We start from the raw sequence: 24,767 nt of genomic DNA, 5'->3' as shown, positions 1-24,767 counted from the left end.
ACGTTTGGTTTTATGTCTGAAAATTATCACTACAGTATTATTATACCAGCCTATAATGAGGAAGCCTGGTTGCCTGCTACTCTCCATTCCGTCTATCAGGCTATGCAGACTATCCCTTCCAACTTAAAGGGCGAGGTCATTGTGGTAAATAATAATTCCACAGACAATACTGCCGAAATCGCAGAACACTTCGGGGCCAGGGTTCTTTTAGAATCCGTGCACAACATAGCACGAGTGCGAAACAGCGGCGCTCGCGATGCGTTGGGCGACTTATTAATTTTTCTTGATGCGGATACGCTGATGAGCGAAGAAATGCTTCACACCAGCGTAAGCATTCTGCGCCACCCCGAAATCATCGCCGGCTCTTTTCTGCTTAAACCTGACAGGGATATCTCCTCGTTGGTGCGGTTTCTTTTTTTCATCTGGAATAAGTATGCCCAATGGTTCACCCGCTGTACTGGCTCCTTTTTGTTTTGCAAAAAAAAACCTTTTTTAACCATTGGCGGCTTTGATGAGGCATATTATGCCACGGAAGACATCAGCCTCTCCATCGAGTTAAAGCGTTATGCGGCGAAACACGGCAAACACGTCGTGATTTATAAAAAGTACGCCACCCTGTGTTTGCGAAAATTGGATAAGTTCCCTCTTTCTTCCGGTTTAATCATTGATTTTTTTTCCGGATTGTTTTTTAGAAACCAATATAAACAGAAAAAAAACTGTAAGTATTGGTATTAGCTACAGGATAATGTATGAATGAGGTTATGCAACAAAATGAAGCCTTTCTGCTGGGAGAATCGCAAAGCTTTTCTGTGCCTATTCTTCTGTTAACCGCCCCTTTAAAATCCCCTATTCTTTGCCAATACAATCTGAACAAGCTTCTGGATATTATTGAAGATTCCAACGATTTAAGCCCTCCTGAAAAATGCGAGCACCTGGATGATTTTCTAGTGAGTTTATCGCAAGCGAAGCCGGATGAGTCGCTGCTTAAGTCTATTCTGTCTCTGCCTGGAGAAGAAACTAAAAAATTTCATTATTACCCCTGGATTATGGCGTTGTACAATCGCCTTGATGACCATGAAAAAGCCTTGTGCCTCCACTATTGCACGATGATGAAGGACGGGATGAAAAAATACCTCAACACGTCCATCGATGATCTGGCGGCTTTGAATGACTACTGTTATTACTCCGCGGGAGTCGTAGGTGAATTTTTAACCGCCCTGGTGTCTTACGCCTACGGATTTACGGACAGTGGGAATGAGCTGATGGCCTTAAGCAGACACGTGGGCTTACTACTGCAGAAAACCAATAATTTACGTGATTACTATGAAGACACGTTTATTTTAAAGAAAAGCCGCTGGCCTAAAAGCATCACCGCAAGCCATTCCCCTCTGCAGTCATTAAATATTTTATGCAAAGACGCCTTGGTTAATGAGGCGCTTCCAGCCATTCGTTATCTGGAGGCGTTGCCGTACTGCGACAGTCAATTTGAAAATTTTGTGCGTTTTGTGCTCTATCTGTCCATTAGTCATGTGCTGCAGATGATCGATAACCCGGCGGTTTTAAAAGAGACAAAATTCAAGCCGTCGTCATCTTATGTCTTTTCTCTATACAAGAAAATTTCGAGAAAATCCCGGGCAAACTGCACCCGGGAGCTTTATTCCTACTGTCAGCGCGGTATGGAGAAGTTTGCCGAGCTCAATCTGTAGTCAGCCGGCATGACGGCCCGGGTGCGATTCCTTAAGGAAGAAGAGCGTGATGATAAGGCTAAGCAGGAAACAGCATGGCATGACCAGCAAGGCCTTGTTGTAGCTGGCGACGGTGTAGACATGAACACCATTCACCTTATACCAACCCTCGCTCTGGTGTAGAAACACACCGACCAATGGCTGAAACACGGCGCCGCCGATTAACACGGATAAATTATTAAATCCGGAGGCAGTTCCCACCAGTTCAGGTGGATTATTGTCTTTAATTACGGCAAAACTGACCGTTTGACCACCCGCACCCATGCCAAGCATAAACAGAATGAAATACATTGATCCCAGAGAAACGTTGGGAACATAAAGCAGGAACAGGGTAGCGCCCAAGCCAAAAACCGAGCTTAAGCCTAAAGCAATACGGCGGCTGGCAATGCGATCACTGACCCACCCCAGAAGCGGGCTGCCGACGCCAATACCCAACCAGATCATGCTGCATAAACCGGACGCGGCAATCACGCTTATCTGAAACTTTTGCTGTAAATAAGGCACACCCCATAAGGCGGCAAACACCGCAATGGGCGTCCAGATGGTGCAGGCGTAAGCGCCTGTATACCAGGTATAGGATTGACGCCAGACACTCAACAAACGCTTCCATTCATCAATAAAAGCCCGCTTCGGTGGGGTTTGAGTCGGTTGATGGGGATAATCCCGGATAATAAACCAGATTAAGGCTGCCAGTAGAAAGCCAACAGCGGCCAGAAGAAAACTGGCATTACGCCAACCCACTGCTTCGATCAAGGCTGCTAAAGGCATTTCACCGAACATGGCGCCGACAGAGCTCATTAATTGAGCGATACCCGCCAGCAGCGCAAACTGTTGCGGCGGAAACCACCTGGAAATCAGAACGAGTACACCGATAAAGGAAAAAGCCGAACCAATGCCAATAAGGAAACGCCCCAGTGATGCGGTAAACAGGCTGTCCGTTGAGGCAAAAAAGAAGGAACCCAGGGCACAAAGAATCAAGGCATAGGTCATTAATTTACGCGGCCCGTAACGATCAAACAGCACCCCGGCCGGCAGTTGCATGGGCGCATAAGCATAAAAATAGAAGGCAGACACAATACCGAAGCCGGCGGCGCTGACCTTGAAGGTTTGCATCATGGATTCAGCCATGACCCCTGGCGCTACCTGCAGAACGAATTCATACAGATAAAATGTAGCGGACAATAAAAAAACGACATACGCACTGAATTGGCTGTGCTGTTGAAAATCTAACTTGCGTGTACTCAAAATGGCGTCTTCATGCAATTAAAACGCACATTACACCTCAACGGAAATTCGTTTGTCAATCCCCGCCGCATAGATGGCGCCAAGTACTGCCCGGCCTTTGGCGCCAGTGACCTGACTTAGGTCCAGCGGCGTGCAGGTCAGGGTTTTTTCTGCCAGCCAGGCAAACAGTTGCGCTTCAAGAAAATCAGGGTTAATACCGGTCTTTGCGGTACTCTGTACCTTGATTTCCGGGAGCTGCTGCTGCAACACCCTCAATAACCGCTCGTTATGGGCGCCACCGCCGCAAATCAGCACCTGGCTTGGTGTTAACGCCTGTGCTTTGATGCTGTCAGCGACAGTGACCGCGGTCAAGGCCAGCAAAGTGGCCTGGACATCCTGTGGCAGGTAACCGGGTTTTAGCCTGGTATGAAGCCATTCGTCATTAAAGTATTCCTTACCCAGGCTTTTAGGCGCTGGTTGATTAAAATAAGGATCGGTCAGCAGGCTGTGTAATAACTCATCAATAACCGTACCGCTGGCCGCCCAGGCCCCATATCGGTCAAAGGGCTGATGCTGATGCCTGCTGATCCAGGCGTCCATCAGGCAATTCCCGGGTCCCGTATCAAAACCACTGACTTCGTGGTGGTTTAACCAGGTCAGATTGGCTATGCCGCCAACATTGACCACAGCCAGAGGGAGGGGTAAATGACTAAACAGGGCCTGGTGATAAATCGGTGCAAACGGTGCACCTTGTCCGCCCAATACCAAATCCCGTGTTCTGAAATCAGCCACCACGGTAATGCCAGTCAATTCAGCGATGGTATGGCCGCACCCCAATTGCACAGTGTAGGGAATGGCTGCCTGTGCATTGTGGCAAAGAGTCTGCCCATGGCTGCCAATGGCTTTGACTCGGCTGGATGGGACTGCGGTTTTTTTCAGTAATTGCCGTACGGCCCCTGCAAATTCCCGTCCCAACAGGGTATTTAACTGACTGTAGGAACCCAGCGTGTGACGGCCTTCCAGCACGTCCTGAATGGCATCACGCGCCAATGAACTATAGGGAATGGTCAGGCCCTCAATCAAGGTCTGAGTGGACAAATCCACCAGGGCGGCATCGATACCATCCATGCTGGTTCCGGACATGAGTCCAATAAATAAATTCATAATCTATCCATTTTTGCGTCTTTTAAGTTATGCTTGGGCGTTGCCTCGTGAGGTCACCCGGAGATCATGCACTTGACTAAAACCCCTTTTCTTTATCTGGCTTCCCTGTCTGCCTTTTCTCTGCTTGTCTTTGATCTATATCAGCCTGCCCTGCCGGCTATCACCGCCTATTTTAATACAAGTCATGCACTCGGTCAGTTAACTTTAAGCTTATTTTTCTTTGTTTTCGGCTTGTCGCAGCTTTTTTGGGGGCCGCTGGTGGATCACTACGGTCGACGGGGGGTATTGCGCTTCAGTTTTTACCTGTTCCTGCTGGCAACCATCGCCTGCATGCTGGCACCCAGCATTGAAATTCTTATTCTTGGGCGGGGCCTGCAGGGATTTGCGGTGTGTTGTGCCAACATTGTTGCCTTTTCCTGTACTCGCGATGAGGAAGACAATACTGCCAGAGCGCGTCTGTTGTCGCATATTTCCATGATTGTGTCTGTCTCCCCTATTTTTGCGCCGCTGCTCGGCTCGTTTATTTTTGTTCATTTTGGCTGGCGGGCTGATTTTCTTTTTATGCTGATGGTGGCGATCATTCTGCTGCTTCTGGTTTCTCCTCTGGTACATGAATCGGTCTACTGGTCGCGAAAATCCCATCGTTTAACATTTAAAACCTCATTGCTGTCTTACCGCAAGCTGGCGGGACATCCGCAGCTGTGGATTACGACGGCCATTATTACCACCGCATTTTCCTGCGTGATGATCGCTGTAGTCAATATTGCCTACCTCCTGATTGATAATCTGGGCCTGTCCCCCTTCTGGTTCTCCATTCTCTTCGCCAGCAATGGTTTTATCCTCATTGGCGGTAATTTTTTAGGTATTTACCTGCGGAGAAGCCAGAGTTTAACCACCAGCATACGTCAGGGTAGCTGGATTATGGTCTTTGGATCCCTGCTTTGCCTGATTTTGTTTTATGAGCAGGGTTTAACGCTTTGGAGCCTTATGCCGCTTTTATTCATTAATGCGGGTGTGACGCTGACCAATCCTCCCGCTTTTTCTTTAGCCATAGCCAATTACACGCACGAGACCAGTACAGCCATTGCCCTGCTCAATACCGTTAGAAATTCGATTTCGGCGGTCCTGGGCGGGGTGGTTGGCGTGCTACTGGTTAATGAGCCGCTTGTTTTCCCTTACAGCTTCTTTTTCTGTTCGCTGCTTTGTCTGGCAGCCAGTTATTTTTGTAAGGAAGCGGAAGCTAAATGAGAATCATTTTCTCTTGCTAAACTGTTGTATTCATTTTAAATTAATGAAACCGGGGTCAGATTGCTCGGTCATTCCCACTACTAAAAAAGGAATTTTATGAAGAAATTACATTTAACGGGTGCAGCATTAGCGATGTTCATCTGACGGCTGAACAATGCAAGCAAGTCGGTGGGAAAGCGGAATAATTTCTGACCAGGTGGCCAACCACCTGGTTTCAAGCCGGATTATGTATGACTTCCTCTGACAATCGTTTTCCTTTCCTTGGATTTGGCCTGGGGCTTCGGACTGAACATTACCTTGATATTTTAGAACATAAACCCAGGATCGACTGGTTTGAAATCATTACGGAAAATTACCTGGTTCCTGGCGGCAAACCCCATTATTTTCTTGACGAAATTAGACAACACTATCCGCTGGTTATGCACGGTGTTTCCCTTTCCATCGCCAGCATGGATACGTTGGATTGGGACTACTTAAGCCAGGTAAAACGACTGGCCGAACGCATTGAGCCGGCATGGATTTCCGATCATTTGTGCTGGACTGGCATTGACCACCTGAACATGCATGATTTGCTGCCGGTTCCCTACACGCAGGAAGCGATCGATCATATTGTTCCCCGCATTAAACAGGTTCAGGATTACCTGGGAAGGCAGTTGTTAATTGAAAACGTCTCAAGTTACCTCACCTACACCGCGTCCGAAATGCCGGAATGGGAATTTATCAAGGAGATAAGCCAGCGGGCTGACTGTTACCTGCTGCTTGACGTCAATAATGTGTATGTCAGTTCGGTCAATCATCAGTTTAATCCCCTCACCTACCTGAACGCCCTTCCGCATGAACGGGTAAAGCAAATCCACCTGGCAGGTCACTCGCACCAGGGGCATTACATTGTGGACACGCATGACGCACCGGTTAGTACCGAAGTGTGGGCGCTCTATGCTCAGGTGATTGAGCGTTTTGGCCAGGTTTCTACCCTGATTGAACGGGATGATCATATCCCGCCGCTCAATGAGTTGCTGAATGAATTGAACAAGGCCAGGGCCATTACCGCCCGCTGCCTGGCGAGGGAGCCAGTATCATGACGACTCTTTCGGCTATTCAACGGCAAATGCAGGCCTATCTATTGACGAAGGACGCTGATTTTACCGGCCATGCTTTACAGGATGTCATTGTTTCCACCCCAACCGTTTCGGCCAGTACGCGAGCGCGCATTTACAAAGAGGCTTATCAAATGCGCCTGTTGGATGCGTTATCGAATAATTTCCCCTGCCTGAAACGGTATCTCGGTGAGGACGCATTCGCGCGTTTCGGTTCAGAGTATTCAGCAAAATACCCGTCGTCGAATCGCTCCATTCGCTGGTTCGGCCACCAGTTTGCCCATTTTTTAGCGGGCCATTTGCATGACGAATACGGCATGGTTGCCGAACTGGCTGAATTTGAATGGGCCATGGCGCTGGCGTTTGATGCTGAAGACGCCTCGGCAGTGACCTTGGACGAGATGGCTCTGATCCCGCCTGAACACTGGGAAAACCTTCGCTTTAAAACGCATCCGTCCCTGCAAACCTTAGCCTTGTCATGGAATGTCCCAGCCCTTTGGGAAGCCCTTAATCAGGAAGAGGCGCCGCCTGCCGCCAGCAAAAATGACACGCAATGCTGGCTGCTGTGGCGGCAGGCGTACTGTAATCGTTTTTACCTGATGACGCCTGATGAAACCTGGGCGATGAGCGCTTTACAACAGGGGCAAGCCTTTGGCGAGATATGCCTGGGTTTGTGTCAATGGCACGGCGAAGACGAGGTAGGTCTACGCGCTGCCAACCTGCTGCAGAAATGGGTGCAGTCCCAGATGATTGTCAACTTTTCATTCAAGGAGTAATTCACATGAACAAAGAAAAAATAATTCGCTCAGCCCTGAGCGCTTTTATAGCCGCCACAGTCAATCAATCGGTCATCGCCGAATCGACGCCAGCCCCCAGTGAAAAATGTTATGGGATTGTCAAAGCCGGCATGAATGATTGTTCCACGGCCAAAGCCTCCTGTGCCGGTTCAGCCACTCAAGATCGACAGGCCGATGCCTTTATCCTGCTGCCGTCCGGTGTCTGTGAGCGGATAGTTGGCGGCCAACTGACACCGCCAGCGCAACCTTCTTCAGCCAAATAACTTCGACAGGAGCTTCTATGAACCGCGCCATTCGCTACCTTTCCATTGTTCTTTTCAGCGTATTGAGTTTGCCGCTGTGTGCGGCACCCGAAAAACTGGTGATTGATGATCAGCACAGTTATGTGTTGTGGCGTATTCAGCACCTCGGTTTTTCAACGCAATCCGGTAAATGGTATGTGAAAGGGGTCCTCATGCTGGATAAGGACAACCCACAAAACAGCAAAGTGGAAGCGACCATTGACGTCGCTAAATTTGTTACCGGCATTCCCGAATTGGACAAACACCTGGGTGACAAACTCTTTTTTGATGTCAAACAATACCCCACCGCCCAATTTGTCAGCGACAAGGTCGAACTGACTGGCAAGAATACGGCGAAAGTGACGGGCACACTGACTGTACGCGGTGTATCCAAACCGGTGACGCTGGATGTGACGATGAATAAAGTGGGCAAAAACCCGGTAAGCGATCGAATGACGGTCGGATTTACCGCAACAACAACGCTTAAACGTTCTGATTTTGGCCTTAAAGCCTTCCTGCCGGATTTAGGGGATGAAGTCCACATTGAAATCGGAGCGGAAGCCTATCAACCCACGGTGTAAGGATCACCATGCGCATTAAAAATGACGACACTCATTTTGGCCTGGCCGCGATTGGTCTGCACTGGGCCATGGCGGTGCTGATTATTGGGCTCCTAATCCTGGGGTTTTTCATGGTGTTGCTGCCTGTGAGCCTTCAGAAGCTGAAATTATACGGCTGGCACAAGGAATATGGTTTTCTTGCTTTATTTCTTGTTGCTGTCCGGCTTCTGTGGCGATTGAGCAACCCGACGCCGCGGTTAAATTTACCGCGTTGGGAAGTGCTGAGCGCACGGAGTGTGCATTGGCTGTTTTATGCCTTGATGCTGCTTATGCCACTGACAGGATGGCTGATCACCTCGTCTGCAGGACTTCCGGCCTCCTTTTTTGGCTGGTTTACCCTGCCGAATCTGACCGGACCTGATGAACATCTGAGGCAGGTGTTTGAACAAGCCCATGAATGGCTGGCGTATGCGCTGCTTGGTCTGATTGCCCTGCATACAGCAGCGGCACTGAAACATTATTTCATTAATAAAGACGATATTTTACAACGGATGATTTCACCATGAACATCAAAGCGTTCGTTCATTTTGTTTGGATGTTGAGTTTGTTTATCCTGCCTGCCTTAGGCCTTGCGTCTGTGCCGCAATGGATCATTGTCCCTGACCAAAGCCAGTTGTCATTTACGGCAACCCAGAATGACGCCCCGGTTTCTGGTCAATTTAAAACCTTTTCCGGGCAGATTTTCGTCGACCCTCTTGATTTGGCCAGCAGTCGCATTGACATTGTTGTCGATATGAACTCCGTCTATGCCTCCTATGCTGAATTAAAAGAAACCCTGATTACCGCCGATTGGTTTAATGTTCAATTCTTTCCTCAGGCGGAATTTAAAGCCCAGGGCATTCAGCAATTGTTAGACGGTACTTATCAGACCACCGGCACGCTTAAAATCCGCGACAAAACAGTGCCTGTCACCCTGACGTTCAAAGCCGAACAACTTTCCGCGGACAAAGGAATTGTTGAAGGAAGCACCGTCATTAAGCGCAGTCTGTTTGGTGTCGGCCAGGGTGAGTGGAGCAGCACGGAGGAGGTCAAGGATGAGGTGACGGTGCGGTTTAAGGTGGTGGCAATCAGGCAGCAAGGCAATTGAGCATAGTCTATACCCTGGTCTGCCTGTAAGGCGGAGCCTGATTCAGGCAGTGGTGATCACTATCTCTTCCTTACTGTTGCCCGTGACCGCATCCTGATAGGCTTCTACTCCACGATGAATGGTTAATTTGTCGCAATAACTCACGATTTCCTGCTTATCCAGCATATCCATCAGGGTTTTAGCTGCACCCTCTTTGGTTTCAAATCCGATTTGTTTTGAGGGGGGTTGTTCAGGGGCCTGCTCGATGAGGCGATTTAACTGCTCCAGGTAAATATCCTTCAATAACTCAAGAATTAGCATGTTGGCCCTTTTTTCTTTAGAGTCTCCGCCAAATAAACTTAGAAAATTATTGAGTGACGAATTGTATCCTTTAGGAACCTGAAGCCTCTGCTCTTTAATCTGTAGAAACAGTTCATTGATTTGGGCCATGGCGATTAATGGTTTGGCACTCAGTGTTTTAAGTAGCTCCTCTTTGATGTCGTTTTTTGGATCATTGATTTGCTGGGTGGACAAAAAAGCCAGGTAATTTTTGGCCCGTGTTACTTTATAAGCCTGAAAATCAGTAAGGCCTGAAAGGGTTTCCTGGGCTAACTCGTCGGTGGAAAACCCGGCGAAATGGGCGGGGTATTCAACTATCTTCATTCCATAGCCATTTTGCAGCAAGAGCATGTTAGCCAGTAAAAAAACAAATGTTCTGCCATTGCCATCAGGAAAATAATGCGATTGATGAAGTTTACGGATAAAATGGTTTATGGCATTAATTTCAGCCTGCATTCGTTCGGTTTTGTCAGCAATTTGTTGAGCTTCTTCCAACTCATGATAATAGTTATCGATGTCTAACTGAACAAGTTCAAGAATATATTCCCGTTCAGCAGCGCTTGAAACAATGGATACTTTAACCAGGTCCTTTTCGCTGGGTTTCGGTTTGTTACCGGTGTAGGCCGTTTTAGCCAATGAAGCATTCATAAGGTAGTTGCGAAAGTCTTCCTCAAAGTGATCGCTTAATGCATTCAAATAAATGGGGTATTGATTGTAGCGGTCGATTTTTATTTCCATAAAGGGTTGTTTTCGTGACCCTTTAGTGAGTGCAGAGCTTTTTAATGCTTCGATAAGTTCACTGAGCCCCTCCTCACTCACGCCGGCTTGGCTCTCTAATCCGGGTTCTGGAAAGAAAATTTCAAACTCGCCCATGTAGGTATTATAACCTTCCCTCACGATATCATCCGATTTATAAGCATCCTCATGGCTGTAAAAACTATGGTAAATGTCTTCCAGCAAGTATGGGGTAATCTTTTCGCGATCATGCCGGCTTAAGTATTGGAATGCGGCGTGCATGCCTTTGTAAAATTGCGGGCGGAAATTAAGGGGGCCTTTAACCGCTTGCCATCCATCAGTTTGAATACGCCAGATCTCACTTCGGGGGAAATCCTCAAGAGCCGCATCAATTAAACCAGGCATAATAGACTTCTTATCAGAACAACTTGATTTCAGTATAATTGTAGTTTATTAAGGTAGTATTAAATTAGGCATTGTGTTATAATTTTATCCAATATTACCTTAGGAATTTGTTTATGCGCCGCGTAGCAGTCTATGGTCGAGACACCGACGTGAAGAAATTGATTGTAACTGAGTTAGGCTCCTTAAAGCGTTACAAGCTCGTAGAGTCTAATTCGTCCATTCATTCCTTTCTCCTCTTTAATGACAACTGTGAGCCGCCTGCTCATACGGCTTCCCTGCAAATTCTTGTGCTTGATTTAAACAAGGAAACAACCGAATCGATTGCTGCCTTGAAAAAAAATCATCATCCCTGTGATTTTAAACGTCCTGTATTGCTGGTGGCGTATGGGGACAACAAGGCGCTTATCGAGCAATTTGGCGCGTATCTTAATTCGAATGTCACCTTGCATTACATTGAGAATCTTGAAAAAATCAACTCGGAAGCTATTCTCAGCCAATTGGACACGTTAGGCAGTCAATTTTATGACAGTAAAAGCAATCCCGTATTGAATACATGATTTAATAGATAGACGAGACAACGGCTTATGCGCAATGGCAATTTGAAAATCATCAGTTCTGCCTTAACAGTGACTTCTCCGTCGATAACCAGTTCTAGTGATCAAAAGGCAAGTGATTTTATTCAGAAACGTTTTTATGCTCTCAGCACCTCGCATCACAGTGTCCTGATTACAGGGTCTAGTCTTGCTTATCAGAACAAAGACATTGAGAGCGAGCAGGTGTTAGATTCTGGTGCAATGACGTTTGTGAAAAACAAGGCAGGAATTATTACCGGTGTTCGCCAGGCTACCGCCGATGGCTTGGGCGGTTCCCCTGAGGATCAGATGGAAAATGCCAGCATTGCCAACATCGCTTCGTTTGCCTGTGAAACGTTTGTCGATAGCAGGAACTCCTCTTTGGAGACCTATTATCAAATCGCCCAATCCTCTAAAGACCATGCCTTGTCGCCTAATCCCTACCAAACCTATGACAGTCAATGTGCGCTGGCGGGCGCTGCATTTTCCTACACAGGCAAAGGGAAATACCAGGGCGAGCTTTCTAACATGGGCGATACCCTGTTAGTGGTTTTAAGTGACGACATGAAAGTCAAAAAAATTCTGCCCGCCCGCCATATCTATCGCGGCATGGGCGTTTGGACCCCTGCCTCGGTGCAAATGCTTGATCAAAAAAAACCGAAACCGGTTTTAATCAATGAACCCTACGAGGCACAGGAAGGCGATATTATCATTTCCATGACCGATGGCATTTGGTCGGAACTGGATTTATCTCCCTTCCTGGAAAAAAACGAGGTTCGTGAATTCAAAGTGAAGGAAGATCAATTTGAAGCCCTGTTTAACTCTTCACCCAAACACGGTTCTGCCTATGTGATTGCTGCAACGCTGCTGAACATAGCGGTTGAGCGCTCGTTGCTCAAGCGCAATCAACTTGTCAATTTATTGAATGAGTTAAAAAAAATGGATTGGCCTCCTAAAAACGCGACAGTGGACGAAGTTCTTACGGTTTTAAAGGACAAGGGTCAGGAAAAAACAGCGGCCGCCTTATCTGAGTTACTGTTTGATAACAGTGGCGACGGAATCGTTTATCGACGTGGCGTCGATATCCCCTTTGCTCTGGTACTTCAGGATTTACAGGGAAGAACCGCGGGCGATTGCTCTACCATCAATGTGACGCGTATCCCCTATCATACTGATGAATGTATCCGCGCCTTGTTGAATCATCCGAAGCAGGCCTCAGTCTTACTACGCGAATTGATGAGTGAAATACCTTCCGCAGAAAAAATCACCGAATCCATTGCCCGTTTAAAGAAGGAAACCGTGCTTGTCAAACCCCAGATGTTGCTGGAAAAACTAAAAACAGAAAAAAATCTCAACGACACTCTGCTTGAGGCGATCGAACAGGTATTGCTTGCAATTTATCAGATTAAAACCATCCAGAAAGACACACCACGTTACATTGACCAGTTGCAACGCATCACGGGACTCATGGGTACACTGAAAGAGCCGGTTAAGGGCTGTGTATTCCAATTAGTCAAAGCCGATGTGGCACCTGGTTTTACCTTGATAAGTCTGTTTGCCTGCAAGCAAACAAGCGCCTTTAAACAATTTGTAAAAGCTCAGGGCCCTGGTATCACGCTTGAGGATTTTTTACAGGTATTTGAGCATGACGCTGTGAATGATCTTGCCCCGATCACGATTTCATTGGACTAATTCGAAAGCATTGATAAAAGTTCTGTGTGGTTTGCCGGGCCACTTCCTCGTAAGTCATGCCTCGCAAGTCAGCAAGGGCTAAGGCAACATGCTTCACCAGGGCGGGATGGTTTTGTTTTCCGCGGAATGGAACCGGCGCAAGATAAGGTGAATCCGTTTCGATTAACAGCCGATCCAGAGGGACTTTCCGGGCAACTTCCTGTAAAGTTGCTGCATTTTTAAAGGTAACAATGCCTGAAAGAGAAATATAAAAATTCAAATCCAGCGCCTGCCGGGCAATGTCCCAGTCTTCGGCAAAACAATGCATGACGCCGCCTATCTCAGCCGCTTGATGGTTTTTCATGACTTGCAACGTATCGGATGCAGCTTGACGGGTATGTATAATTAAAGGCTTTGACGTGGCGATGGACGCTTCAATATGATGAATAAACCGCTGCCGTTGTAAGGCCTGAGCTTCATCCGTGGTCGTGCGGTAATAGTCGAGACCGGTTTCACCAATGGCAATGCAGGCCGGGTGACGTTGGGCCAATGCAACCAGTTCAGCTGCATCCGGCTCCCTGTCAATTTCGCTGTTAGGGTGGATCCCGACTGAAATACTGACCTGCGGGTAAGTGTCCGCCAGTTGACAAAGCGTAGGGTAATCATCCAGCTCCACACAGACACAAAGAAAATGACTCACATCGTTCTCTTTGGCGAGACGCATGACTTGATTCAAATCCTGATTAAATTCCGATAAATCAATAAAATTGAGGTGGCAATGGGAATCAACAAGCATAATTTACATCGTATCTGTCATTTGTGATGATTTTAGCATGCCCGCCAGGTAGGTTTCTATTTTATTGCAAAAATGGCGACAATTTTCGCCTAAAAATTGTACTCCGACACCACTGGGTTTACTGCCTTGCGCGCCTTTGGGAGTAATCCACACCACTTTGCCATCGATTTTGTAGGTTTCTGGTTCAGTTAACAATTTCACATTCAATTGCACAGGCATGCCTAAGGTAAAATTATGATTGGTGCGTATGAATAAGCCGCCGCCATGCAAGAACGGCATGTAGGCCATGTAAAGCGCTCCCTCGCTGGCATAGGCACAATTGATGGTTGGGATGTCTTCCGTTGACATGTGATTTTCCTTTAATCGTGGTAACCCAGTAAAAGATTTTCCAATGCGAGTAATTGATTCACACTGATAGTATGGTTTATTTTTCTAAATATGCCATTAATTTTATCGATTTGCCCAAATAAAACAGGGACGCTGAATGAAGACGCCAAGGTGTTCATTACCGTCCGGCCGTCGCTTTTCTGCACCAGCTTGAGGTAAATTAAATGGGCATGAAGCAGGTAGAGAAACCACAAGAGTGCCGGAAAATCATAATTTGCCCATTTGGCGGCCAGAGAGCAGGCGGATTCCTGACGTGTCAGCAAGGCCTGCAAATCCTCAAGAATGGTTGCTTGGTGGCTAAAAACCTTACCTCTCGCCGTATCCTCCGCATGGATTTGGCCGAGGGCCAGGTAATTGTCCTGTTTTTCATGAGCATCGTATAAACGCCACAATTGGCAACGGCTTAAGACAGTGGCCGGCAAAGTCCCGAGGAATTGCGCCTGCAAAAGAAAATAGACACCTGGCGGCGGTTCTTCGAGTAATTTTAACAGGGCATTCGCTGCAGCATGATTTAATTTTTCTGCGGATTTAATCACAATAACGCGCTGATTGCCCAGTTGCGCCGAAGTATAGGCGATGGCCTGTAGCGCCCGGATTTGTTCAACCTTGATTGCCCCCCCTTCTTTTTCAGGTTGGACAAGGGCTACATCGGGATGGCTCTCTACTGAAACGAGACGACAGGACTGGCATTGCTGGCAGGGTTTTTGCTGGTTACGGCATAAAAGCAGTTGCATTAAGCGTTGCTGGAGGGCGCTCATTCTGGATTCATCGTCAGCACAGAAAAGATGGCCGTGCGACAAGCGCTGATGAGCATGGGTTTGTTCAAAGTGAAGCCAACAGCGTTCAAACGGATCAGAATGCGTCATGACGGATCAGAAACTTTTCAAGGTGCAATAACGCTGATTTTTGCACGGCTTGAAGCGTTTGACCAGCATCAATCAGGGCAACATTGCTCAAGGTTTTAATTTTTTCATGGTAGGCGTGATTCACGCGTTCAAAAAATGCCTGAGACTCCTGCTCAATGCGATCGCTGTCGCCGCGCTGAGTCACCCGCTCCATCCCGCGTTGTGGTGGAATATCCAAAAACAGGATTAAATCCGGTTGAAATCCCTGTAAGGCAATGGTGGAAATGGCTTGAATGATTTCGTTGTCGATTTGCCTGCCTCCTCCCTGATAGGCGAAGGTCGAAAGTTCGAAGCGATCGGCCAGCACCCACTTTCCTTCGCGCAATGCCGGACGAATCACCTGTTCAAGCAATTGCACCCTCGCGGCATAGAGAAGCAGCAATTCCGTGTAGGCACTCATGGGTTCCTGGGGTCTCGGCTCCTTGATTAAATGGCGTATGGTTTCACCGATGTGCGTACCTCCCGGCTCCCGAGTCGTCACGACTGTCAATTGCCTTGATTCAAGCGCCTGTTTTATTGTTTGCATCACCGTCGATTTGCCGGCTCCTTCAAGCCCCTCTACAACAATAAAGCGTCCCTGGGTCATTGTTGTGGTTCCTTGTTTTTGTATTTATAGCGTAAAACGGCTTTTTTCTGTTGTTCATACGTTTCTGAAAACGCATGGGAACCGTCGCCTTTGGCGACAAAATAAAGGTAATGACTGGGCTTGGGATGGGCGGCGGCATCAATGGATTCTTTGCCCACCATGGCAATTGGCGTAGGCGGCAATCCACGATTTTTATAGGTATTGTAAGGTGAATCAATGCTTAAATGCTCATGGCGAAGCTTTCCGTCAAAATGCTTCCCAAAGGCATAAATAACGGTGGGGTCCATTTGCAATGGCATGTTTTTTTTAAGCCGGTTCACAATAACCCCGGCAATCAGTTTTCGTTCGCTGGCTATGGCGGTCTCTTTTTCAAGAATGGAGGCAGCAATTAATAATTGATAGGCATTGTCATAGGGTAACCCCGGACTTCGACTGGTCCAGGCGGTATTTAAATAATTCAATAAATCATGATTGGCTACTTTAAGCAACGATTTGGCATTATCCCCCGCATCATAATTGTAGGTATCGGCAAGAAAAAGGCCTTCAGGGCTTGGGTGGGGACCTGAAAAAGCGTTTAAATCCTCTTCGTTAAACGATAAATACGGGGCTTTTTTTAAATTGTCTGTCACCTGAGCCAGTGTTGTTCCTTCAATGATGCGGAAGGATTGCACCAGCACTTCACCGCTGGTCACTTTATCCAGTAGTTGCTGCGCTGTTTCACCAGGGGTAATCTGATAAATACCGGCTTTGAGCCGATTGCTGTAACCTTGCCATTTCATGAACGATAAAAACATTTTTTTTGAGCCAATCAAATGCAGGTCATGGAGATGATTAACAAAAGCCGATGCAGTGGAATTGGGTTTAATTTCCAGAATAAGGGGCTTGCTTTCTGAGGGCAACAACGGTTTGGTCAGCAGCGCATTGACATTGTAGGTGAACAAAGTGAAAAACAGCACCAGAGACAGTGCTGTTACAAAGAAAAACCACTTAAAAAACGTTTTCATCTAGACTCGCTTAAACAGCAAGCTTCCATTCGTTCCGCCAAATCCTAATGAATTGCTTAAGGCGTAATCGATTTTCATCGGTTGGGCCTTATGCGGCACATAGTTCAGGTCGCATCCTTCATCAGGATTATCCAGGTTAATGGTCGGTGGTGCGATTTGATCACGGATGGCCAGAATACTGAAAATCGCTTCGACCGCACCGGCAGCGCCCAACAAATGTCCGGTCATGGACTTGGTTGAACTCATGGCTAACTGGTAAGCATGCTCACCAAAAACCCGCTTAACGGCTTTGGTTTCATTCATATCGTTCAGGTAGGTGGACGTACCATGGGCGTTAATGTAATCGACCAGAGCAGGCTCAATGTTGGCATCCTGAACGGCGGCTTCCATGGCACGCGATGCTCCGTCAGCATCCTCATCGGGGGCTGTAATGTGGTAAGCATCTCCCGACATACCAAAACCAACCAGTTCGGCATAAATTTTGGCGCCCCGTGCCTTGGCATGTTCGTACTCTTCCAGAACAAGAATACCTGCGCCTTCGCCCATCACAAAACCATCCCTATCCTTATCCCAGGGACGAGACGCTTTTTCCGGTTCGTCATTGCGTTTGGATAACGAACGGACAGCTGAAAAACCGGCCAGACACAAGGGGGTCGTGGTCATCTCGGCACCGCCGCAGACCATGATATCGGCATCGCCATAAGCAATCATTCGACCAGCGAGACCAATGTTATGAGTACCGGTTGTACACGCGGTCACCACGGAAATATTGGGCCCTTTCAACTGATGCTTAATAGAAATCTGTCCTGCAACCATGTTAATGATGCCCGCAGGAATAAAAAACGGTGATACTTTACGCGGCCCGCCGCTAACCAGTTTGTCCTGGTTATCGGTAATGGTTTGAATACCACCAATCCCCGCACCCACCGCCACACCGGCACGTAAAGACAAGGGATGGTCAACCACCAGACCAGAATCAGCCAGAGCCTCATCCGCTGCGGCTATTCCGTATTGGGTAAATAAATCCATTTTACGGGCGTCTTTCAGCGGCACATGGTTCTCGATGTTGAAGTCTTTGACCTTGGCCCAGATTTTGGTGGGGTACTCGGTGGTGTCAAAACCATCTATCACGCCAACACCACTTTTCCCGGCCAGAATGTTTTGCCAGGTTTGCTCTACATTAAGACCGACAGGGGTCACCATCCCCATGCCGGTTACTACTACACGCCGCTTACTCAATGAATACTCCTCGAATTTATCAAGCTTCTTCTTTATTCATGTTTGATTCAATGTAATCAATCGCTTCCTGAATCGTTGTGATTTTTTCAGCCTTTTCATCAGGAATCTCAGTTTCGAACTCTTCTTCAAGAGCCATAACCAATTCAACAGTGTCAAGAGAGTCTGCACCCAAGTCATCAACAAAGGATGCATTATTGTTCAAATCTTCCTCTTTAACGCCCAATTGTTCACCAACAATTTTGCGAACTCTTTCTTCAACTGTACTCATAACTCGTCTTTCCTCTTAGGTTTATTAAAATTTTCTTGTGGCTAGTTTATTCAATTATTCAAAGAACGCAAGCCTATTAATTCATGTACATACCGCCATTGACGTGAATTGTTTCACCCGTAATATAATTTGCACTGTCTGAGGCAAGAAAAGCCACTGCTTCGGCAATGTCTTCTGCCTTGCCCAGACGCTTCAGGGGGATGCGTTTCAGCATTTCTTCTTTCACCAGTTCGGGAAGTGCACTGGTCATGTCGGTATCAATAAACCCGGGGGCTACCACGTTGACCGTGATGCCGCGGCTGCCGATTTCCTGGGCCAGTGATTTGGTAAAGCCGACGACACCTGCCTTAGCTGCAGTATAGTTCGCCTGCCCGGAATTTCCACTTGAACCGACCACCGATCCAATCGTAATGATGCGGCCCCATCGTGCACGGAACATGGGTTTAAGGCAGGCTTTGCTCAAACGAAAGACGGCATTCAGGTTGGTCTCAATCACCTTGTACCATTCCTCATCGTCCATACGCAGTAACAGGTTGTCGTTGGTGATGCCGGCATTATTAACCAGAATGGAGGGTAATTTATCCTCATCTGACAATTGAGCCATCAAATGCTCCACGCCCTCTTTGTCAGTCACATTCAGCATAACGCCATGACCCGACACCTGTTCGGCCTTAAAAGCGGCCGTGATGGCTTCGGCGCCGGCGTTTGAGGTGGCCGTTCCAATAACATACGCGCCTTTTTTTGCAAGATTTATGGCAATGGCCTGCCCTATTCCACGGCTGGCACCTGTAACAAGGGCAATTTTTCCCTGCAGATTTGTCATGTAAACTCCTATTGGCAATGTTCGTTTGTTGTCAGACTGCCAAGGGCTTGCTCGAGCGAAATCTGATCATAAATACTGCTGGCCGCCAGCGTTTTGTCAATGCGTTTGACCAACCCGCTCAATACTTTACCGGGGCCGCACTCAATGACCAGATGAGTCTGTTTGTTTTTCATCAACTGAATGGTTTCAACCCATCGAACGGGACTATACAATTGCTCTTTCAGCAAGGTTCTCATCTGCTCCGGCGACTGGTAGATGCTCAGATCAACGTTACTGATGACGGCAGTCTCGGGAACACGAAAGTTTGTTTCTGCCAGGCATTCAGCAAATTGTTCGGCAGCGTCAGACAACAAAGGGCAATGGCAAGGCACACTGACCGGGATGATTTTTGCCAGTCTTGCATCCATTTCTTCGGCCATTGTGACGGCGCGCTGAACGGCTTCAGTATGGCCGGCAATCACCACCTGGCCAATGGCATTATAATTGGCCGGAGTCACTTTCTCCTGCGCATCACTGGCCTGCTGGCAAAGTTGGCTGACCTGTTCATCACTCAAACCAACGATGGCGGCCATTGCACCCTGCCCCATCGGGATGGACTGCTGCATAATTTGGCCACGGCGACTGACCAATCGGGCGGCGTCAGTGAGCGAAAGGGCATTGGCTGCCGTTAAGGCGGCGTATTCACCCAGACTGTGACCTGCCATAAGGTGGGCCTTGGGGAAGCCGGCTTTTTTTAATACCTGAAAAACAGCCACATCAGCTGTCAGCATGGCCGCTTGAGTGTATTCGGTCTGATTCAATTGCGAATCAGGGCCTTGTTGTACAAGCGCCCACAGGTCATAGCCCAGTTTATCAGACACCTCACTGAACACATCAACAATCTGGCTGTGGTGATCGGCGAGCTCGGATAACATGCCAATGGATTGAGAGCCCTGGCCAGGAAACACATAGGCAATATTAAACATGTAAAGGGTACTCCAACAGACTAATAACGAATAACCATGGCGCCCCAGGTCATTCCACCACCGAACGATTCCAGTAACAATAAATCCCCACGGGAAATTTTATTATTCTGTATCGAATAATCGAGTGCGAGAGGGATGGATGCGGCCGAGGTATTGCCTTGATTCTCAATGGTTACAATGACTTGCTCCATGGATAAATCCAGTTTTTTAGCGATGCCTTGAATAATGCGGATATTGGCTTGATGAGGGATTAACCAGTTAATGTCTGATTTCTGCAGGCCGCTGCAATCCAGAATTTCATCCACAATGTTGCCCATGATATTGACGGCGAGCTTAAATACTTCATTGCCGCGCATGCCGATAAAAGCGGGCTGATCGCTGCCCGTGGCGTTATCGTAGGTAAGGTATCCCTCGCCATCGTACAGGGAATGCAGACGGCTGGCTAAAATGCCGGGTTCGTCACTGGCACTCAATACCGCCGCGCCGGCGCCATCGCCAAATAATACACAGGTTGCCCGATCCTGCCAATTAACGGCCCGGGACATGCTTTCACTGCCTACAACGAGCACGTGTTTTGCTGTACCTGACTGAATGTATTGCCTGGCCATGTCCATCGCGTAGACAAAACCGCTGCATGCCGCTGAAATATCAAAGGCCGGGATACTGCGGGTCGAGCCGATTGCTTTTTGTACATGGCAGGCCATGCTGGGAAAAAACTGGTTGGGTGTGCAGCTCGCTACAATGATTAAATCAATGTCATCGGCCTGCAGTTCAGAGGCTTTTAACGCTTTTTTTGCCGCTTCAGACGCCATGTAAGCCGTGGTTTCGTGTTCAGAAGCAATATGGCGGCTACTGATGCCAGTGCGCGAAAAAATCCACTCATGCGTGGTATCCAATTGCGACTCCAGCTCTTTATTGGTGAGCGAACGCACAGGCAGATAACTTCCTGTTCCTTTAATGATGGCATTTTTCATAGCAACAAACCCTGGTTGATGAAATCGGTGATTTGATCTCTAACCAAATCAACAACGTTACTCTGAACCTGCAACATGGCTTCTTCAATCGCATATTGAAAGGCCAGCTCACTTGCGCCGCCATGGCTTTTGACCACAATACCGTTTAAGCCGAGCAAACTGGCTCCATTGTATCGCGCAGGGTCCATGCGGACTTTTAAATGGTTCAGCGCAGGTTTTGCGATTAAGCCCGCCAATTTAGCCCATGGGCTGCGGGTGAATGACTCTTTAAGTACGGAAAGCATTAATTTAGCCAGGCCTTCGCTTGCTTTCAATGCAACATTGCCCACAAATCCGTCGCAAACCACGAGATCCACACTGCCTGAATAGAAATGATCCCCTTCCACATAGCCCACATAATTCATTAGTGTGCATTCAGCCAGCATGTGCGCGGTCCGTTTGACCTGATCATTGCCCTTGATTTCTTCAACGCCAATGTTAAGCAAAGCAATGCTGGGTTTGGGTTTTTTATCCAAAGCCTGAATAAGAGCAGAACCCATGACGGCAAACTGAAAGAGGTGCTCTGCACAGGAATCCACATTGGCACCGAGGTCAATGACACGGGTTTTCCCTTTCAGGGTAGGCAATTCGGCGATAATGGCGGGCCGATCAATACCAGGCAGGGTTTTCAGCACAAAGCGTGCTGTGGCCATTAAGGCACCGGTATTTCCGGCACTGACACACGCCTGCGCTTGCCCATCCTTGACCAGATTAATCGCAACCCGCATGGAGGAATCCTTCTTGTTGCGCATGGCATGCGAAGGCAACTCATCCATCCCGACAACCTCGGATGCATGAATGACCGAGAATTGATTGGTGTTTTCGACGGAATGCTTTTTAAGATGCGAATTAACCTGAGCTTGATCACCGACTAACAATAACTTCAAGTCAGGATGGCGCCGTGTGGCACGAACACAAGCAGGAATCACGACATTCAGACCATGATCCCCACCCATCGCATCAACAGCAATGGTGATGTTCTTCAAGGAAGCTTACTCTTGTTCGTAAACGTTATCAGTATCCAGCACTTTTTTGCCGCGGTAATAGCCGTCAGGCGTGATATGATGACGCAGGTGTTTTTCACCACTGGTGGAGTCCACTGACAGAGTGGGTGCAGTCAGCGCATCGTGAGAGCGGCGCATATCGCGTCTGGAACGCGATTTTTTATTTTGTTGAACAGCCATTGTATTACTCCTAGGCAATTTGTATTAATTCATTTGGGACGGAATATTACCGATTTTTTCTCGTTAATCCAAGTCTTAATGTGAGATTTTATCACGTTTATTGCCTTTCCGCATGAATATAGGCGGCAATTTCCGGATCACACTCATTGGGGTCCTCATGGGATTGCGGGCTGTAAAGATGCAATTCATCGGTAATGAGGCCCTCTAAATCAATCTGATTGTCCAACGCAACAATGGCTTCATAGGTGGTTAGCAATTTTTCTGCTGCCTCCTCAGAGCCACATACGGCAAGTTCAAGATGATTGGCATACGCATGGGCAAAGGGCTTAAGGCAGCGCTGGCAGGTAATCGTCAAGTCACCGCGGACGTTCAAATTGACTAAATAATAATTGTCCTTTCTTTCAACAGCATAGCCGCATTCAAGGTGAACTGGCGGCTCAATGTAATACGGCAACCGTTCAGTTAAGGTCAGGGAAAGGTGTTGCGGTCCCTGATTGACCGCTTTTCTAAGATTGATTTGCATGGATTTAACTCAAATAACGGAATAATAACGGAGACTTTTGTAAATTGCGATTTAATCTTTCCTTATTATGACGTAAAATAGAATCTTTTTTAAACATTTGTTGCTCAATGAAAGCAAAAGTTATTGTAGGTATGTCGGGCGGCGTTGATTCCTCAGTGGCTGCCTGGCTTCTGAAAGAACAGGGGTATGACGTCGAAGGCCTGTTCATGAAAAACTGGGAACAGGATGATACGGAAGGCTACTGTGCCGCGGCAGCGGATCTGGCCGATGCGCAGGCGGTTTGTAATCAGCTTCAAATTCCCCTTCACAGCGTCAATTTTGCCGAAGAGTATTGGGATCGTGTGTTTGCCCATTTCCTGCGTGAGTATGAGCAGGGTCGCACACCCAATCCCGACGTGTTGTGTAACAAGGAAATCAAATTTAAGGCTTTTTTAACTCATGCCCTTTCTCTCGGTGCGGATTACATTGCAACCGGCCATTATGCCCGGGTCCGTTCAGAAAATAATCCAGGGGCGTTGTACAAAGCCAAGGATCGCGACAAGGATCAGACCTATTTTCTTCATGCCGTAGAACCTTCGGCCCTGGCTAAAACCCTCTTTCCCGTAGGGGATTTTCTTAAAGCTGAAATCAGGGAATTTGCACGCCAGCTGGGACTGGTGACTCAGGCCAAAAAAGATTCGACCGGTATTTGCTTCATTGGCGAAAAGCGTTTTAAGGAATTTTTAAAAGAATTCATCCTCGCTAAACCGGGGGAAATGCAGACACCGCAGGGCGAGTACGTCGGACGTCATGAGGGATTGATGTACTATACCCTCGGTCAGCGTCAGGGATTGGGTATCGGCGGTCGTAAAACAGGTGGCGATGAACCCTGGTATGTCGTGGATAAAGACATTCCAAACAATGTACTAATTGTTGCCCAGGGTGATCATCCCCTGCTGTACTCGCAGGGCTTGGTTTGCAGCCCTGTTCATTGGCTGGTTCCGCCAGGTGAGGTTTCTTTGCCGTTCACCTGTTTTGCTAAAACCCGTTACCGCCAGCCGGAGCAGGCCTGTGTCATTTCGCCCGAAAGCAATGGCCAGCATTACGTGATGTTCTCCGAATGGCAACGGGCGGTGACGCCGGGTCAATACATCGTGTTCTACGATAAAAATCAGTGCCTCGGCGGTGCGACAATAGAGCAAATTATTCGCTAAATAAGGTACAATTAATACATGGTATAGCGAGACCCTTTTCTTCTGGAGTATTTCATGGCAGCGATTAATGCAATCCCCTCATCAACAACCAACGTTTATTTTTCAGTCAGTGCCGCCGATAAAGTGGCCGCCCTGATTGCCGAAGAAGACAATCCCAGTCTGAATTTACGGGTTTACATTACCGGCGGCGGTTGTTCAGGGTTTCAGTACGGTTTTACCTTTGATGAGACGATACAGGATGACGATACGGTGGTGGTGCAGACCTGCTCCGACGGTCAATCCACGGTGAAGCTCCTGATTGACTCTATGAGCCATCAATTTCTGAACGAAGCGGAAATTGATTACGTCCAAGGTATTCAAGGCGAGCAATTTGTCATTCGTAATCCCAATGCAAAGACGACCTGCGGCTGTGGTTCTTCCTTTAGCATGGATGATGAGTAGTCCCCTCACCCTTAAGGCCCTGGTTTCCGGGGCTTTAAACTCAGAGTTTCAGCAGCGCTGTAACCTGTGATTCACTCAACGTGCGCCCTCTTGAGTTCACTATCTCTCCATTCCCTTTGATGGAGTCGAAAAATTTAATCACCGGATTCACTTTGACACAGCCCTGATTAAGTTCATCCAGATGACTAAAATCGGCGTGCGGATCCCCCATGAGCATGGAGGCAAACTCTAATGACAAGTAGAGGCTTTGCTGTCCAAACAGCTTATAGGGGGTTTTATCCTCGATGAAGCCTGTTTTAACGGCGTAATTAAATTCCTCCAGAAAATCGAGTTTGGTTTGTTTATTGGGAAGGGTTAAAATGGCGCCACTTCGTTCACCAGCCTCAAAATGAGCTCCGCTGTTTTTTAAGGTTTTGCTGTTAATCGTCATTTGATAAGGATTCATATTAAACTACGCTAAATGCCATGATTGTTTA

At 47.6% G+C, this 24,767-nt stretch carries 30 protein-coding genes; 13 read left to right on the top strand and 17 right to left on the bottom strand.

What is annotated here, in order from left to right:
• The first annotated feature begins 12 nt into the window (after window positions 1-12).
• Together Lrub_RS02415 and Lrub_RS02410 are read left to right on the top strand one after the other, a co-directional pair.
• A complete protein-coding gene (locus Lrub_RS02415) occupies window positions 13-735 on the top strand; it encodes a glycosyltransferase (protein WP_058530614.1) in 723 nt (240 codons plus the stop codon).
• A gap of 14 nt (window positions 736-749) precedes the next feature.
• Complete coding sequence (locus Lrub_RS02410) at window positions 750-1,706, top strand: squalene/phytoene synthase family protein (RefSeq protein ID WP_058530613.1); 957 nt, start codon at window positions 750-752, stop codon at window positions 1,704-1,706.
• Here the strand turns inward: Lrub_RS02410 and Lrub_RS02405 are convergent, their stop codons facing one another.
• Together Lrub_RS02405 and Lrub_RS02400 are read right to left on the bottom strand one after the other, a co-directional pair.
• On the bottom strand, window positions 1,707-2,990 hold the full coding sequence (locus tag Lrub_RS02405) for an MFS transporter (protein WP_237760735.1): 1,284 nt from the start codon (window positions 2,988-2,990) through the stop codon (window positions 1,707-1,709).
• Between the two features lie 30 nt (window positions 2,991-3,020).
• Window positions 3,021-4,133: an anhydro-N-acetylmuramic acid kinase gene (locus tag Lrub_RS02400; protein WP_058530612.1), complete on the bottom strand. Its 1,113-nt coding sequence runs from the start codon at window positions 4,131-4,133 to the stop codon at window positions 3,021-3,023.
• 66 nt (window positions 4,134-4,199) lie between these two features.
• On the opposite strand from Lrub_RS02400, the gene Lrub_RS02395 reads away from it, so the two are divergent.
• From Lrub_RS02395 to Lrub_RS02365, 7 genes are all read left to right on the top strand, one after another.
• Window positions 4,200-5,381: a multidrug effflux MFS transporter gene (locus Lrub_RS02395; protein ID WP_065235699.1), complete on the top strand. Its 1,182-nt coding sequence runs from the start codon at window positions 4,200-4,202 to the stop codon at window positions 5,379-5,381.
• Window positions 5,382-5,611: 230 nt separating this feature from the next.
• Window positions 5,612-6,463 carry an MNIO family bufferin maturase gene (gene bufB / locus Lrub_RS02390; RefSeq protein ID WP_058530611.1) on the top strand — a complete coding sequence of 284 codons (852 nt, stop codon included), beginning with the start codon at window positions 5,612-5,614 and terminating at the stop codon, window positions 6,461-6,463.
• Window positions 6,460-7,254, top strand: a complete 795-nt coding sequence (locus Lrub_RS02385) for an HvfC/BufC N-terminal domain-containing protein (RefSeq protein WP_058530610.1) — start codon at window positions 6,460-6,462, stop codon at window positions 7,252-7,254. The genes bufB and Lrub_RS02385 overlap by 4 nt, the downstream gene beginning before the upstream one ends.
• A 5-nt stretch (window positions 7,255-7,259) precedes the next feature.
• Window positions 7,260-7,538, top strand: a complete 279-nt coding sequence (locus Lrub_RS02380) for a BufA1 family periplasmic bufferin-type metallophore (RefSeq protein ID WP_058530609.1) — start codon at window positions 7,260-7,262, stop codon at window positions 7,536-7,538.
• A gap of 17 nt (window positions 7,539-7,555) precedes the next feature.
• Complete coding sequence (locus Lrub_RS02375) at window positions 7,556-8,137, top strand: YceI family protein (protein WP_058530608.1); 582 nt, start codon at window positions 7,556-7,558, stop codon at window positions 8,135-8,137.
• Window positions 8,138-8,145: 8 nt separating this feature from the next.
• A complete protein-coding gene (locus Lrub_RS02370; protein WP_058530607.1) occupies window positions 8,146-8,682 on the top strand; it encodes a cytochrome b in 537 nt (178 codons plus the stop codon).
• Window positions 8,679-9,263, top strand: a complete 585-nt coding sequence (locus Lrub_RS02365) for a YceI family protein (protein ID WP_058530606.1) — start codon at window positions 8,679-8,681, stop codon at window positions 9,261-9,263. Before Lrub_RS02370 ends, Lrub_RS02365 begins: the two co-directional genes overlap by 4 nt.
• Window positions 9,264-9,305: 42 nt before the next feature.
• On the opposite strand, the gene Lrub_RS02360 is transcribed toward Lrub_RS02365, so the two are convergent.
• Window positions 9,306-10,721, bottom strand: a complete 1,416-nt coding sequence (locus Lrub_RS02360) for a Fic family protein (protein ID WP_058530605.1) — start codon at window positions 10,719-10,721, stop codon at window positions 9,306-9,308.
• 113 nt (window positions 10,722-10,834) lie between these two features.
• On the opposite strand from Lrub_RS02360, the gene Lrub_RS02355 reads away from it, so the two are divergent.
• Both Lrub_RS02355 and Lrub_RS02350 read left to right on the top strand, forming a co-directional pair.
• The gene (locus Lrub_RS02355; protein WP_058530604.1) at window positions 10,835-11,278 is read left to right on the top strand and encodes a hypothetical protein; all 444 of its coding nucleotides are present in this window, start codon (window positions 10,835-10,837) and stop codon (window positions 11,276-11,278) included.
• A 27-nt stretch (window positions 11,279-11,305) separates the two neighbouring features.
• A complete protein-coding gene (locus Lrub_RS02350) occupies window positions 11,306-12,985 on the top strand; it encodes a hypothetical protein (RefSeq protein ID WP_058530603.1) in 1,680 nt (559 codons plus the stop codon).
• On the opposite strand, the gene Lrub_RS02345 is transcribed toward Lrub_RS02350, so the two are convergent.
• The 13 genes from Lrub_RS02345 to Lrub_RS02285 form a co-directional block, all read right to left on the bottom strand.
• Window positions 12,966-13,760, bottom strand: a complete 795-nt coding sequence (locus Lrub_RS02345; protein ID WP_058530602.1) for a TatD family hydrolase — start codon at window positions 13,758-13,760, stop codon at window positions 12,966-12,968. The genes Lrub_RS02350 and Lrub_RS02345 overlap by 20 nt on opposite strands.
• A 3-nt stretch (window positions 13,761-13,763) precedes the next feature.
• Window positions 13,764-14,108 (bottom strand): PilZ domain-containing protein, encoded by a 345-nt coding sequence (locus Lrub_RS02340; RefSeq protein ID WP_058530601.1) that lies wholly within the window; start codon window positions 14,106-14,108, stop codon window positions 13,764-13,766.
• Window positions 14,109-14,119: 11 nt separating this feature from the next.
• Complete coding sequence (locus Lrub_RS02335) at window positions 14,120-15,013, bottom strand: DNA polymerase III subunit delta' C-terminal domain-containing protein (protein ID WP_058530600.1); 894 nt, start codon at window positions 15,011-15,013, stop codon at window positions 14,120-14,122.
• Window positions 15,000-15,638, bottom strand: coding sequence for a dTMP kinase (gene tmk / locus Lrub_RS02330; RefSeq protein WP_058530599.1), 639 nt, complete (start codon window positions 15,636-15,638; stop codon window positions 15,000-15,002). Before tmk ends, Lrub_RS02335 begins: the two co-directional genes overlap by 14 nt.
• Window positions 15,635-16,642 (bottom strand): endolytic transglycosylase MltG, encoded by a 1,008-nt coding sequence (mltG, locus tag Lrub_RS02325; RefSeq protein WP_058530598.1) that lies wholly within the window; start codon window positions 16,640-16,642, stop codon window positions 15,635-15,637. Before mltG ends, tmk begins: the two co-directional genes overlap by 4 nt.
• Entirely contained in the window at window positions 16,643-17,881 is a 1,239-nt protein-coding gene (fabF, locus tag Lrub_RS02320; RefSeq protein WP_058530597.1) for a beta-ketoacyl-ACP synthase II, read from the bottom strand.
• A gap of 19 nt (window positions 17,882-17,900) precedes the next feature.
• Window positions 17,901-18,149 carry an acyl carrier protein gene (gene acpP, locus Lrub_RS02315; RefSeq protein ID WP_058526342.1) on the bottom strand — a complete coding sequence of 83 codons (249 nt, stop codon included), beginning with the start codon at window positions 18,147-18,149 and terminating at the stop codon, window positions 17,901-17,903.
• Between the two features lie 76 nt (window positions 18,150-18,225).
• Window positions 18,226-18,972, bottom strand: a complete 747-nt coding sequence (gene fabG, locus Lrub_RS02310; protein ID WP_058530596.1) for a 3-oxoacyl-ACP reductase FabG — start codon at window positions 18,970-18,972, stop codon at window positions 18,226-18,228.
• 8 nt (window positions 18,973-18,980) lie between these two features.
• Window positions 18,981-19,937 carry an ACP S-malonyltransferase gene (gene fabD, locus Lrub_RS02305; RefSeq protein WP_058530595.1) on the bottom strand — a complete coding sequence of 319 codons (957 nt, stop codon included), beginning with the start codon at window positions 19,935-19,937 and terminating at the stop codon, window positions 18,981-18,983.
• Window positions 19,938-19,957: 20 nt separating this feature from the next.
• Window positions 19,958-20,911 carry a beta-ketoacyl-ACP synthase III gene (locus Lrub_RS02300; RefSeq protein ID WP_058530594.1) on the bottom strand — a complete coding sequence of 318 codons (954 nt, stop codon included), beginning with the start codon at window positions 20,909-20,911 and terminating at the stop codon, window positions 19,958-19,960.
• Window positions 20,908-21,936 (bottom strand): phosphate acyltransferase PlsX, encoded by a 1,029-nt coding sequence (gene plsX / locus Lrub_RS02295; RefSeq protein ID WP_058530593.1) that lies wholly within the window; start codon window positions 21,934-21,936, stop codon window positions 20,908-20,910. Before plsX ends, Lrub_RS02300 begins: the two co-directional genes overlap by 4 nt.
• Window positions 21,937-21,942: 6 nt before the next feature.
• Complete coding sequence (rpmF, locus tag Lrub_RS02290) at window positions 21,943-22,134, bottom strand: 50S ribosomal protein L32 (RefSeq protein ID WP_058530592.1); 192 nt, start codon at window positions 22,132-22,134, stop codon at window positions 21,943-21,945.
• Window positions 22,135-22,231: 97 nt separating this feature from the next.
• On the bottom strand, window positions 22,232-22,657 hold the full coding sequence (locus Lrub_RS02285) for a YceD family protein (protein ID WP_058530591.1): 426 nt from the start codon (window positions 22,655-22,657) through the stop codon (window positions 22,232-22,234).
• A 107-nt stretch (window positions 22,658-22,764) separates the two neighbouring features.
• Here Lrub_RS02285 and mnmA point away from each other — a divergent pair, with 107 nt between their 5' ends.
• Both mnmA and erpA read left to right on the top strand, forming a co-directional pair.
• Window positions 22,765-23,850 (top strand): tRNA 2-thiouridine(34) synthase MnmA, encoded by a 1,086-nt coding sequence (gene mnmA, locus Lrub_RS02280; RefSeq protein ID WP_058530590.1) that lies wholly within the window; start codon window positions 22,765-22,767, stop codon window positions 23,848-23,850.
• 54 nt (window positions 23,851-23,904) lie between these two features.
• A complete protein-coding gene (gene erpA, locus Lrub_RS02275; RefSeq protein WP_058530589.1) occupies window positions 23,905-24,291 on the top strand; it encodes an iron-sulfur cluster insertion protein ErpA in 387 nt (128 codons plus the stop codon).
• A gap of 40 nt (window positions 24,292-24,331) precedes the next feature.
• On the opposite strand, the gene Lrub_RS02270 is transcribed toward erpA, so the two are convergent.
• Complete coding sequence (locus Lrub_RS02270; RefSeq protein WP_058530588.1) at window positions 24,332-24,736, bottom strand: hypothetical protein; 405 nt, start codon at window positions 24,734-24,736, stop codon at window positions 24,332-24,334.
• Window positions 24,737-24,767: the final 31 nt, after the last annotated feature.

It is taken from the genome of Legionella rubrilucens, assembly GCF_001468125.1.
In the GTDB taxonomy this organism is placed as follows: Bacteria; Pseudomonadota; Gammaproteobacteria; order Legionellales; family Legionellaceae; genus Legionella_C; species Legionella_C rubrilucens.
The sequence above is the reverse complement of the archived record's forward strand: the minus strand, read 5'-3'. Positions and strand labels throughout refer to the sequence as shown.

Excerpts from the sequence above, each read along its gene's own strand:
- Lrub_RS02415 (WP_058530614.1), top strand. The coding sequence starts at position 13 with ATGTCTGAAAATTATCACTACAGTATTATTATACCAGCCTATAATGAG.
- Lrub_RS02410 (WP_058530613.1), top strand. The coding sequence starts at position 750 with ATGAATGAGGTTATGCAACAAAATGAAGCCTTTCTGCTGGGAGAATCG.
- Lrub_RS02400 (WP_058530612.1), bottom strand. The coding sequence starts at position 4,133 with ATGAATTTATTTATTGGACTCATGTCCGGAACCAGCATGGATGGTATC.
- Lrub_RS02395 (WP_065235699.1), top strand. The coding sequence starts at position 4,200 with ATGCACTTGACTAAAACCCCTTTTCTTTATCTGGCTTCCCTGTCTGCC.
- bufB (WP_058530611.1), top strand. The coding sequence starts at position 5,612 with ATGACTTCCTCTGACAATCGTTTTCCTTTCCTTGGATTTGGCCTGGGG.
- Lrub_RS02385 (WP_058530610.1), top strand. The coding sequence starts at position 6,460 with ATGACGACTCTTTCGGCTATTCAACGGCAAATGCAGGCCTATCTATTG.
- Lrub_RS02380 (WP_058530609.1), top strand. The coding sequence starts at position 7,260 with ATGAACAAAGAAAAAATAATTCGCTCAGCCCTGAGCGCTTTTATAGCC.
- Lrub_RS02375 (WP_058530608.1), top strand. The coding sequence starts at position 7,556 with ATGAACCGCGCCATTCGCTACCTTTCCATTGTTCTTTTCAGCGTATTG.
- Lrub_RS02370 (WP_058530607.1), top strand. The coding sequence starts at position 8,146 with ATGCGCATTAAAAATGACGACACTCATTTTGGCCTGGCCGCGATTGGT.
- Lrub_RS02365 (WP_058530606.1), top strand. The coding sequence starts at position 8,679 with ATGAACATCAAAGCGTTCGTTCATTTTGTTTGGATGTTGAGTTTGTTT.
- Lrub_RS02360 (WP_058530605.1), bottom strand. The coding sequence starts at position 10,721 with ATGCCTGGTTTAATTGATGCGGCTCTTGAGGATTTCCCCCGAAGTGAG.
- Lrub_RS02355 (WP_058530604.1), top strand. The coding sequence starts at position 10,835 with ATGCGCCGCGTAGCAGTCTATGGTCGAGACACCGACGTGAAGAAATTG.
- Lrub_RS02350 (WP_058530603.1), top strand. The coding sequence starts at position 11,306 with ATGCGCAATGGCAATTTGAAAATCATCAGTTCTGCCTTAACAGTGACT.
- Lrub_RS02345 (WP_058530602.1), bottom strand. The coding sequence starts at position 13,760 with ATGCTTGTTGATTCCCATTGCCACCTCAATTTTATTGATTTATCGGAA.
- Lrub_RS02340 (WP_058530601.1), bottom strand. The coding sequence starts at position 14,108 with ATGTCAACGGAAGACATCCCAACCATCAATTGTGCCTATGCCAGCGAG.
- Lrub_RS02335 (WP_058530600.1), bottom strand. The coding sequence starts at position 15,013 with ATGACGCATTCTGATCCGTTTGAACGCTGTTGGCTTCACTTTGAACAA.
- tmk (WP_058530599.1), bottom strand. The coding sequence starts at position 15,638 with ATGACCCAGGGACGCTTTATTGTTGTAGAGGGGCTTGAAGGAGCCGGC.
- mltG (WP_058530598.1), bottom strand. The coding sequence starts at position 16,642 with ATGAAAACGTTTTTTAAGTGGTTTTTCTTTGTAACAGCACTGTCTCTG.
- acpP (WP_058526342.1), bottom strand. The coding sequence starts at position 18,149 with ATGAGTACAGTTGAAGAAAGAGTTCGCAAAATTGTTGGTGAACAATTG.
- fabG (WP_058530596.1), bottom strand. The coding sequence starts at position 18,972 with ATGACAAATCTGCAGGGAAAAATTGCCCTTGTTACAGGTGCCAGCCGT.
- fabD (WP_058530595.1), bottom strand. The coding sequence starts at position 19,937 with ATGTTTAATATTGCCTATGTGTTTCCTGGCCAGGGCTCTCAATCCATT.
- Lrub_RS02300 (WP_058530594.1), bottom strand. The coding sequence starts at position 20,911 with ATGAAAAATGCCATCATTAAAGGAACAGGAAGTTATCTGCCTGTGCGT.
- rpmF (WP_058530592.1), bottom strand. The coding sequence starts at position 22,134 with ATGGCTGTTCAACAAAATAAAAAATCGCGTTCCAGACGCGATATGCGC.
- Lrub_RS02285 (WP_058530591.1), bottom strand. The coding sequence starts at position 22,657 with ATGCAAATCAATCTTAGAAAAGCGGTCAATCAGGGACCGCAACACCTT.
- mnmA (WP_058530590.1), top strand. The coding sequence starts at position 22,765 with ATGAAAGCAAAAGTTATTGTAGGTATGTCGGGCGGCGTTGATTCCTCA.
- erpA (WP_058530589.1), top strand. The coding sequence starts at position 23,905 with ATGGCAGCGATTAATGCAATCCCCTCATCAACAACCAACGTTTATTTT.
- Lrub_RS02270 (WP_058530588.1), bottom strand. The coding sequence starts at position 24,736 with ATGAATCCTTATCAAATGACGATTAACAGCAAAACCTTAAAAAACAGC.